Source organism: Enterobacter sp. BIDMC109, from assembly GCF_001037885.1.
Taxonomy (GTDB): domain Bacteria; phylum Pseudomonadota; class Gammaproteobacteria; order Enterobacterales; family Enterobacteriaceae; genus Enterobacter; species Enterobacter hormaechei_C.
This window is the reverse complement of record NZ_KQ090002.1, coordinates 2290659-2301117: the sequence shown is the minus strand read 5'-3', so window position 1 is coordinate 2301117 and position 10459 is coordinate 2290659. Positions and strand designations below refer to the sequence as shown.

Genomic DNA, 10459 nt, shown 5'->3' with positions numbered 1-10459 from the left:
GAACCTGGTTCGTGTGGCCGATGGGGAAGAGGCGCTTCAGCTGGCGAATGACACTGAATATGGCTTAACGGCCAGCGTCTGGACGCAGAACATCAGTAAAGCGCTGGCGTATACCGACAGGTTACAGGCCGGAACCGTGTGGGTGAACAGCCACACGCTGATAGACGCCAACCTGCCGTTCGGCGGCATGAAGCAGTCCGGCACCGGGCGCTGATTTCGGCCCCGACTGGCTGGACGGCTGGTGTGAAACCAAGTCGGTGTGTGTGCGGTATTAAAAAAACGCCGGGTGGCGGCTACGCCTTACCCGGCCTACGGGATCGAGGAAAAGGTTGGTTTTGTAGGCCGGGTAAGCGCAGCGCCACCCGGCGTAACTTACAGCGACCACCGATCCCGCCCGGCCTCCTTCGCCCTGTACAGCGCCGCATCGGCGCGGGCAATGATTTCCGGGCCGGCCAGCCCTGCGGTATAGCCTGCAATGCCCATACTCGCCGTCACACATTCACTCACCTTCGACGCGCTGTGCGGAATGGCTGCGTTGCGCAGGCCAGCCTGGATCCGCGCGGCGACTTTCTCAGCAACGCTTTCTTCGCAGTCAAAGAGGATCACCACAAACTCCTCGCCACCGTAGCGCGAAACCACATCCTCTGGCGTGCGCACCGAGGTGTTCAGCACCTCTGCCACCCGCGCGAGGCACGCATCTCCGGCCTGGTGACCGTAGGTATCGTTATACAGTTTGAAGTAATCGACATCCAGCATCAGCACCGCGAAGCGTTTGCCTTGCTCTACGGCATTTTCCAGCACCAGCTCCATCGCCCGGCGGTTGGCCGTTTTCGTCAGCGGATCCTGATGGGCCAGCGCATCCAGCCGCGAAATTAAACGCTGATTCTGCTGGTTGCGACGCCACGCCTCTTCAAACCAGCTCAACAGGATATAGCGCCCGCACACGAGAATGAACGTGAACACCACCCACAGCCCGGCAAAGCGATAATTAATTTCCTGATTCAGCAGCATGCTGGCAACGGGCAGGCTTACCCATAGCGGAACGGTGAAGCAGAGCAGTGCCACCGGGTGAAAATAGAGCGCGGTCATACCGGCCATCAGCAGGGTAACGAATATAGGCCAGGGATGAGGAAGCTGTAACACGTTGATAAACCAGTAACAACTTATCGACCACAGCAGGCTGCACATAAACAAAACGGCGCTGACGCCGCGGATGTGGCGCCAGGCCATGATCACCAGCGCCACGGAAAGGATCACCACGCCCAGCATGGAGGCGTCAATCATCTGCCGCAGAGGGGGGCTGATGTGCAGCAGGGCATCAATATGGCCGAACAACGAATTGCGCAGCAGGACCATAAGGGCAAAGCTGGCATTCACAAAGGCGAGCCACGGCAGGTTCACGGCCAGCCCGTGAACAACCATTGATTTACGGGTAGGCCATATCGCGGGTTCGGGTGTGGCTGGATGTCTTTTTTCCATTGAAGAGAATTTTCCTTGAGCGGGCGGAACGTCCGCCCGCGAGTGCTGCCTTTACGGGGTCACAATGTTAAACCAGAATTCAAATTTATCCATGTAACCGAGCATGGCATCAAGTTTTGCGGCATCGCCGGTCACTTTGATATCGCCGTTATCCTGCGCCTGTTTAAGCGTCACTTCTTTCAGGATGATTTTATTCAGCGTATCGCGGTTGAGGGTCACTGTCGCGTCAGCGTCTTTCGCTTCGGCGTTCGCCGTGTGGTTCAGCACGCCATTTTCCAGCTCCAGCTTGTATTTACCGCCGTCGCTGCCGAGGTCGATGTTAAACACCGATTTTGCATCCGCCGCTTTTTCACCGTTAATGTGCACCGCCAGATAGTCAAAGAACATTTCTGGCGTCATCGCGCGCACGGTATCCGGGCTGGCGGTGTTCGGGGTCGGTCCTTTCACCACGCCGTTACGCAGCTCCTGGGCGCCGGTCAGGTAGAAGTTACGCCACGGGCCTGATTCAGCCTGATAACCCAGCTGCTCCAGCGCATCCGCTTCCAGGTTTCGCGCGGCCTGATTATTTGGATCGGCAAAGACCACTTTGCTGACCACCTGAGCCACCCAGCGGTAGTTCCCCTGGTCAAAGTCGGTTTTCGCTTTGCTCAGGATGGCATCCGCACCGCCCATATAGTCCACAAATTTCTTCGCGGCTTCTTCAGGCGGCAGTTCGTCCAGGGTCGCCGGGTTGCCGTCAAACCAGCCTAAATAGAGCACGTAGGTCGCTTTAACGTCATGGCTGACAGAACCGTAATAGCCACGGTTTGCCCAGGTATTGGCCAGGGAGTTTGGCAGTTTGAAGTTGGCGGCAATCTCGTCACGGGTCAGCCCTTCGTTCGCCATGCGCAGGGTCTGGTCGTTGATGTAGCGATACAGGTCGCGCTGGCTTTTCAGCAGGTTAACCACGTTGTCGTTGCCCCATGTCGGCCAGTGGTGCTGCGCCATAATGATTTCGGCGTTATCACCCCAGCGTACAATCGCCTGGTTGATGTATTTCGACCATGGCAACGGTTCACGAATTTTCGCGCCGCGCAGGGAGTAGGTGTTGTGCAGGGTATGGGTGACATCTTCCGCAGACTCGATCAGCTTTTTCTCTTCGATATACCAGAGCATCTCGGAAGGCGCTTCCGATCCCGGCGCGAGCATAAAATCATAGGTCAGGCCGTCGATCACCTCTTTCTGACCATCTTTCTCGATGATATTGGTCGGGGCGATCAGGGTCACCGTCCCGGCGGAGGTGGTGGTGCCGAGACCCGCGCCGACCTGGCCCTTCGCATCCGGCTTCAGCAGGTTGCCGTACATATAGCTGGCGCGGCGGCTCATGACGTTACCCGCCATGATATTCTCCGCGACGGCGGCCTCCATAAATCCGGCGGGCGCGTAGACTTTCACCTTGCCGGACTTCACATCTGCTTCGTCCACCATGCCGCGCACGCCGCCATAGTGGTCAACGTGGCTGTGGGTGTAAATTACGGCGACAACAGGCTTGTTACCGCGATTTTTATAGTAAAGATCCATCCCGACTTTGGCCGTTTCCGCCGACACCAGCGGGTCGACCACGGTAATGCCTTCTTTACCTTCAATAATGGTCATGTTTGACAGGTCGAGGTTACGGATCTGGTAAACGCCTTCGGTCACTTCAAACAGACCGCTGATGTTAATCAGCTGGGACTGACGCCATAAGCTCGGGTTAACCGAGTCGGGCGCCTTATCGCCTTCTTTGATAAAAGCGTACTGCTGCGGATCCCAGACGGTGTTGCCTTGCTCACCTTTGATAATGTCCTGAGGCAGCGGGGCAATAAACCCTTTGTGGGCGTTGGTAAAATCGGTGTTATCGGAGAAAGGAAGCTGGTTGAAGAGTGCGTTGTTGGCCTGTTGCGTTGCTGCGGTGGCATCCTTAGGTGCTTCTGCGGCCCAGGCGGAACTGGCAGAAATAAAACATCCCGCCAGCGCGAGACTCCTGACGATCTCATTGATTCTCATCCTAAAACCTCTCAGTAAACTGTGACGTTGTTTGTGGAGACTCCGAATCCTGGTGAAAGTGTGTCAAGAAATGCAAAAGGATTAAGCGAGGTAACAATAACTATAATCGGGGAGAGTAATTCAGCAAGTAAGCGGATGAAAAACCGGGCATTACGCCCGGTCGGTGGGTTATTTCTGCTCTTTTTTCTTGCCGAGCGTTGGCGTCTCGTCAAAGAAATTCCACGGCTTGAGTAACGTGTGCACCCATTCCGTCGGCATTATCGGCCACTCCTCGGCACGGGCGACATGGGTGGTGCCGGTGGTCATCCAGATGACGTTATCCTGGTCGTTCAGCGACTCGTTATCTTTGCTGTACTGGCCGAGGCCAGTATCGTGCGTGGAACGGTTCGGGTATTTTCCCTCCGGGTACATCTCGTCGGGATGGTAACGCGTCACCCACAGCTGTTTATCCATAAAGCTCAGGCGGTGATAAATCCACTCGTCCGGGGCAAACTTCGCGCCGGACGCTACCGGGTGTGTACCGCCCGCGTAAGGGATGATCTGATACGAGACCGGGTTGCCCATGCGGTTCTCTTTGCTGGTATTGCTCAGCAGGCGGATGGTGCCCGGGTCAAACTTCTGTGCCGCCTGCTGTTCGGTATTAATATCATACTGATTAACCTGCATGGTGCTGGTGCGCGGTCCGCCAGCGGTGTTCGGTTTGACGTCCGGATCCATGGCCACCAGCTTATTGTTGATGCCGTCCACGTCCATATCCAGACGGAAGTTGTAGATGTGCTGGTGGGTGGTACCGACAATATTATGGTCGATCAGCGTTCCGTATCGGGTGTCATCCTTCGCGGTGGCATCATGCATGGTTTTCGTCTGCACGCCTTTCACCGCTTCAATGCCCGTAGCCCCTGCATCAATGCCGATAGTGCCGTTTTCGTGGAATACCCAGTCGAAGATGTAATCGTAGTTACCCACGGTGCTGACCCAGCGCACCACCAGCTCGCGGCGTTCGGTGCTGACGTTGGGTTTACCTAACTCCTGATGCTTATATTCCGGCCCGGCGTAACGCTCGAAAATGGCGATCGCCCTGGGGATCTCCATTGGCGCGCCGGTGTAATCCGGGATGGTTTCGTTGAGCATCACGGCGTTAGACGGAACATCCTTGCCGCGCACCAGCGGGGAGGTCAGGGTACCCATGCCGTAATCGCCGGAGTCCAGGTAGGCTTTAAAGTACCAGCCGATATCCGGGTCGCCGTACGGCACAATCATGCCGCCGAGCGATCCCTGATACATCACCTGTCGCTTTTTGCCGTTGTCGTTATAGGTCACGGTGGAGATTATCGGGCCGACGCGTGAGTCCAGGCTCAGATGAAAATCCCAGTTCTGCCAGTGCACCCTGTCCCCGGTGATGGTGTAGTTCTTGCCTTCCGGCTCGATAATCTCCAGCGGTTTTTTCACCGTTTCAACGCGGTCGCGGCCATCATAAGGGCGCGGCGTGAGCGGAACCGGCACGACCGGGCCTTCCTCAATCTTCTGGATTTTCTTCTGCTCGAGATCCACCACCGCAACCAGGTTTTCGATCGGGTGCGCCCAGTAGTTACCGTCGCCCACGTCGAGATAGCTGATCACTTTCAGCAGGCGGTCTTCCTGTTTCAGCCCATCCTTGCCGTCAAAAAAGCCGACGGTAAGCGGAGTGGTGATCACTTTCTTCGGGTCGGTAATGCCGCGCTTTTTCAGCACGGCGGCAAACTCCGGGCTTTCATTGATGATCTGCTGCACGGTATTGAAGTCATCCAGCAGCACCATGCCGTGCGCGTCTTTGATCGGCTCCCAGCGGAGGATCTTTTTGTCCTTCAGATCCACCCGGCTTTCGATGATGTGTTTACCATCAAGCATGATGATATTGGCCTGGCGGGGCGCATCCACCGCCGTGCCGTTAAGCACAAAGTCCCAGACTTTGGCCTTTTCTGGCTCAGCCAGCGCAATCTGGGTAAAGCGGGTATTGGGTTTAAAATCCGCAGAGGCTTTCACAATGGCTACGGCCTGGTTGATTTCATCAGCCGTCAGCGCGTTTAACGGGTGGGGGCTTTTTTCAACCTGGAATGTCTGATCAAGACCGGACTGAAAAACATCGTTGATAAAGGTCTCCGGGATAAACGCCTTATTGTTCTTCATCACCACGGGCACCTGGAGCGTCAGCGGTTTGCCGTTAACGATGGCGGTATTTGCGCCGGGTTTGACCTTCACAAAGGCACCGTCTTTGACGATGGTGAACATCTGGGCGTAATCATCCCACTGCACGTCCGCGCCAAACGCCTGAAGCGTTTTGTCCATCGGGACCATATGCGCCTCGCTGCCGTGAGCGTAAACAGGGGATTGCCAGGCGCAACAGAGCGCAACGGCCATGGCCAGTGCCGTTCTACGGGCAGAAAAAGAAGAATTGCTTCCCATCGCAGACCTCATCTTGTTGTGTTTATTGTGTTGTGTCAGCCTTATCCTGACAGGCGCGCACGAAAAGCGTTTGCCTGCATCTGCCAGGTTGTTTGTCAGTCTTGCCAGGTTAAAAAAAGACCGGGGGATATCACACCCCGGTCAGGTAGTTGTAGGCCGGGTATGCGGAGCGACACCCGGCAAGAAAGAGGTGGGTCAGAAGTCACCCTGCTGGCGCGCCACCAGCGTCAGGATGGAGTAGAGCGCCACGGCCTGCTGGTGCTGGTTGAAGATCTCCACCGCCCATTCCACCACGCCGGTGGGTTTTTCCTCGGCATTGCGCTGTTTCTTCAGCGTTTTACGTTTACAGGTCAGGCGCACCTGAATGGTATCACCCGGCTTGACCGGCTCAATAAAGCGCAGGTTTTCCATGCCGTAGTTGGCAATAACCGGCCCAACCCCGGCATCGACAAACAGCCCCGCCGCGGCGGAAATCAGGAAATAACCGTGTACCACGCGCTCACCAAAAATCGACTCCGCCGCGCCAATTTTGTCCATATGGGCGTAGAAATGATCCCCGCTCAGGCAGGCAAAATTCACGATATCCGCTTCCGTCAGGGTACGACGCGGGGTCAGCAGGCTGTCGCCCGGCTGTAACTCCTCGAAGTATTTACGGAAGGGATGAACGCGATCTTCCTGCACCTCCGCGCCACGGACCCACTGTTTACCGATCGCGGCGAGCATGGACGGGCTGCCCTGAATGGCCGTGCGCTGAAGATAGTGCTTCACCGCGCGCAGGCCGCCCAGCTCTTCGCCGCCGCCCGCACGTCCCGGACCACCGTGCACCAGCTGCGGCAGCGGTGAACCGTGGCCGGTGGATTCTTTCGAGGATTCCTGGTTGAGGATCTGAATACGTCCGTGGGCGCGCGCTGCCCCGGCAATAAACTGCCGCGCCACGCGGGTATCTGCCGTAACCAGCGTTCCCGCCAGGCTGCCGCCGCCCGCCCGCGCCAGCTGCATGGCGTGTTCGGTGTTACGGCAGGGCATCAGGGTTGCAACGGGGCCAAAGGCTTCGATGGCGTGGACGGCCGGGGTTTCGTCCGGCTGCGGGCAGAACAGCAGGGTGGGCGGGAAGAATGCGCCAGCCGCCTGCAAATCAGCTTTACCACCCAGACGGATCTGACAGCCCGCGGCAAGGAGATGATCGACTTTTTCCTGCACGTCAGCACGTTGCTCACCGTTGACGAGGGCCCCCATCTTCACCCCTTCCTGGGCCGGATCGCCGACGACCACTTTCTCCAGCCGCGCAATCAGCGCCTGGCTGACGGCGTCAACCTGCGCTTCCGGCACGATGATGCGGCGGATGGCGGTACATTTTTGTCCGGCTTTGGCGGTCATCTCGCGCACCACTTCTCGGATAAACAGCGCAAACTCCGGGTGTTCCGGCGTCACGTCCTCACCCAGCACGCAGCAGTTGAGAGAATCTGCTTCCATGGTAAACGGAATGGAATGCGCGACGATATTCGGGTGGACGCGCAGACTCTGCCCGGTGCTGGCCGATCCGGTAAACGTCACCACGTCCTGGCTGTCGAGCTGGTTCAGCAGATCGCCCGCGCCACCGCAGATCAGGCTGATGGCGCCGTCCGGCACCAGCCCGCTCTCGACGATCGCTTTCACCATCGCCTGAGTCACCTGCGCGGTGGCGGTGGCGGGCTTGATGATGGCGGGCATCCCGGCAAGCCAGGTGGGCGCGAGCTTTTCCAGCATCCCCCAGCACGGGAAGTTGAACGCGTTGATATGCACCGCCACGCCGAATTTCGACGTTAACACGTGACGTGCCGCAAAGCCGCCTTCCTTCGACAGCGGGATCAGTTCATCCTCCGGCCACAGGGTATCGTCCGGCAGCTCACGGCTGCCGAGGCTTGCGTAGGTGAAGAGGGTGCCGATACCGCCTTCAATATCCACCCAGCTGTCGGCCTTCGTCGCGCCGGTCTGGGCTGACAGGGCATAAAAGCGATCCTTCTGGCTCAGCAGATGTTTGGCCACCGCCTTCAGCATGGCGGCGCGCTCGATAAAGCTCATTGCACGGAGCGCTTCTCCGCCGTGTTCAATGGCGTAACGGCGCGCGGCCGCCATATCCAGCCCTTCGCTGGTCACTTCATATAGCGTTTCCCCGCTGATGGCGTGGGTGATGTTGCGCTCGCGGCCCCGGCCTGATTGCCAGGTGCCGGACAAGAAGCTGGCTAACTGCTGCATTTCTTCTCTCCAGATGTTTCGTGATTTCACTATCAATAGTTTGATCGTGAATCATAAAAATCAAGCTGAGTTTTAATGAATTGTTAACGTTGTGATCTGTATTGCTTAGCCTGACCACCCGAAAGTCTTGCGTTATCGGCCTTTCATCAAAAGGCTTGCGAGCGTCGTCACAAAATAAACAAACGCTTCTTGGGGTTATATTTAACCTTTGTGTAACTTTTAAGAAACCAAATGATTCACCATTTTGCTATTTGTGGTGATTTAACGAATCACAAAGGTGGTTATGTGACGCAAGAACAACGCTTTGAGCAACGCATCGCACAGGAGACGGCCATCGAGCCGCAGGACTGGATGCCGGATGCCTACCGCAAGACGCTGATCCGCCAGATTGGACAGCACGCCCATTCTGAGATTGTCGGCATGCTGCCGGAAGGAAACTGGATCACCCGCGCGCCGACGCTGCGCCGGAAAGCCATTCTGCTGGCGAAGGTGCAGGACGAAGCCGGACACGGCCTGTACCTCTACAGCGCGGCGGAAACGCTGGGCTGCGCCCGGGAGGACATCTATCAAAAGATGCTCGACGGCAAGATGAAATACTCCTCCATCTTCAACTATCCGACCCTGAGCTGGGCCGATATCGGCGTCATTGGCTGGCTGGTGGACGGGGCGGCCATTGTGAACCAGGTGGCGCTGTGTCGTACGTCTTACGGTCCGTATGCCCGGGCGATGGTGAAAATCTGTAAAGAAGAGAGCTTCCACCAGCGTCAGGGTTTTGAGGCCTGCATGGCGCTGGCGCAGGGCAGCGAAGCCCAGCGGCAGATGTTGCAGGACGCCATCAACCGTTTCTGGTGGCCCGCGCTGATGATGTTTGGACCCAACGACGACAACTCCCCAAACAGCGCCCGCAGTCTGGCCTGGAAGATCAAACGCTTTGGCAACGATGAGCTTCGCCAGCGCTTCGTGGACAACACGGTGCCTCAGGTGGAGATGCTCGGTATGACCGTGCCGGACCCCGACCTGCGTTTCGATGAAGCGAGCGGCCACTACCGCTTCGGCGAAATCGACTGGCAGGAATTTGACGAGGTGATCACCGGGCGCGGGATCTGCAACCACGAACGTCTGGCCGCAAAACGTAAAGCCTGGGACGACGGCGCATGGGTGCGTGAAGCCGCTCTGGCCCACGCGGAAAAACAACGCGCCCGCCAGGCCGCATAAGAGGAATCAACCATGAGCAATGTTTACTGGCCGTTATACGAAGTTTTTGTCCGTTCGAAGCAGGGGCTGTCGCACCGGCATGTGGGCAGCCTTCACGCTGCCGACGACCGCATGGCGCTGGAAAACGCGCGCGATGCCTATACCCGCCGCAGCGAAGGCTGTTCCATCTGGGTGGTGAAGGCGAGTGAAATCGTCGCTTCCCAGCCGGAAGAGAGCGGGGAGTTTTTCGATCCGGCGGAAAGCAAGGTCTACCGCCATCCGACGTTTTACACCATCCCTGATGGCATCGAGCATATGTGAGGTTGGGGATGAACAACGTATCTGCTTATGCCCTGCGTCTGGGCGACAACGGTCTGGTGCTCTCACAGCGTCTGGGTGCCTGGTGCGGCCACGCGCCGGAGCTGGAAATTGACCTGGCGCTCGCCAATATCGGCCTTGATCTGCTCGGGCAGGCGCGCAATTTCCTGACCTACGCCGCTGAACGGGAGGGTAAGGGCGATGAAGACACCCTGGCCTATGGCCGCGATGAGCGTCAGTTCCGCAATCTGCTGCTGGTGGAACAACCAAACGGCAGCTTCGCTGACACCATTGCCCGTCAGTATCTGATGGATGCGTGGAACGTGGCGCTCTACGAGCGGCTGATCCATAGCAGCGACAGTCAGCTTGCCGCCATCGCGGCAAAAGCCATTAAGGAGGCACGCTATCACCTGCGCTTTAGCCGCGGCTGGCTGGTGCGGCTGGGGGACGGAACAGAGACCTCCGCACAAAAAATGCAGCAGGCGGTGGATAGCCTGTGGCGCTTTACGGCTGAACTGTTCGACGCCGACGACGTCGAGCTGGCGCTAATTGATGACGGCGTGGCGGTTGATCCGCGCGACCTGCGGGACCCGTGGGAGCGCGAAGTGTTTGCTGGCCTGGCGGAAGCCACCCTCCGCGTGCCCGAAGAGGTGGCGTATCGCACGGGCGGCAAGAAGGGGCTACATACCGAACACCTCGGGCCGATGCTGGCAGAGATGCAGTATCTCCAGCGCGTTTACCCCGGCCAGCAGTGGTAAAGGAGGAC

Annotated in this window: 7 protein-coding genes and 1 pseudogene; 4 read left to right on the top strand and 4 right to left on the bottom strand. The window is 57.8% G+C overall.

From position 1 onward, the window contains the following. A pseudogene (locus SK62_RS10880) lies at positions 1-275 on the top strand (aldehyde dehydrogenase family protein); the annotation flags it as partial. Between the two features lie 97 nt (positions 276-372). On the opposite strand, the gene SK62_RS10875 reads toward SK62_RS10880, so the two are convergent. From SK62_RS10875 to paaZ, 4 genes are all read right to left on the bottom strand, one after another. Next, complete coding sequence (locus SK62_RS10875) at positions 373-1479, bottom strand: GGDEF domain-containing protein (protein ID WP_017693486.1); 1107 nt, start codon at positions 1477-1479, stop codon at positions 373-375. A 51-nt stretch (positions 1480-1530) separates the two neighbouring features. Beyond that, entirely contained in the window at positions 1531-3504 is a 1974-nt protein-coding gene (locus SK62_RS10870) for an alkyl/aryl-sulfatase (RefSeq protein WP_047719590.1), read from the bottom strand. A 168-nt stretch (positions 3505-3672) separates the two neighbouring features. Further along, positions 3673-5946 carry a primary-amine oxidase gene (gene tynA, locus SK62_RS10865; RefSeq protein WP_047719589.1) on the bottom strand — a complete coding sequence of 758 codons (2274 nt, stop codon included), beginning with the start codon at positions 5944-5946 and terminating at the stop codon, positions 3673-3675. A gap of 195 nt (positions 5947-6141) precedes the next feature. After that, positions 6142-8181, bottom strand: coding sequence for a phenylacetic acid degradation bifunctional protein PaaZ (gene paaZ / locus SK62_RS10860; protein ID WP_032668911.1), 2040 nt, complete (start codon positions 8179-8181; stop codon positions 6142-6144). A gap of 285 nt (positions 8182-8466) precedes the next feature. Here paaZ and paaA point away from each other — a divergent pair, with 285 nt between their 5' ends. Genes paaA through paaC form a run of 3 tightly spaced genes read left to right on the top strand, consistent with a single transcriptional unit; the run spans position 8467 to position 10451 of the window. Then, positions 8467-9396 carry a 1,2-phenylacetyl-CoA epoxidase subunit PaaA gene (paaA, locus tag SK62_RS10855; protein WP_032103760.1) on the top strand — a complete coding sequence of 310 codons (930 nt, stop codon included), beginning with the start codon at positions 8467-8469 and terminating at the stop codon, positions 9394-9396. A 12-nt stretch (positions 9397-9408) separates the two neighbouring features. Then, the gene (gene paaB, locus SK62_RS10850; RefSeq protein WP_003857353.1) at positions 9409-9696 is read left to right on the top strand and encodes a 1,2-phenylacetyl-CoA epoxidase subunit PaaB; all 288 of its coding nucleotides are present in this window, start codon (positions 9409-9411) and stop codon (positions 9694-9696) included. 8 nt (positions 9697-9704) lie between these two features. After that, positions 9705-10451 carry a 1,2-phenylacetyl-CoA epoxidase subunit PaaC gene (gene paaC, locus SK62_RS10845; protein WP_015570597.1) on the top strand — a complete coding sequence of 249 codons (747 nt, stop codon included), beginning with the start codon at positions 9705-9707 and terminating at the stop codon, positions 10449-10451. The last annotated feature ends 8 nt before the right edge of the window (positions 10452-10459 follow it).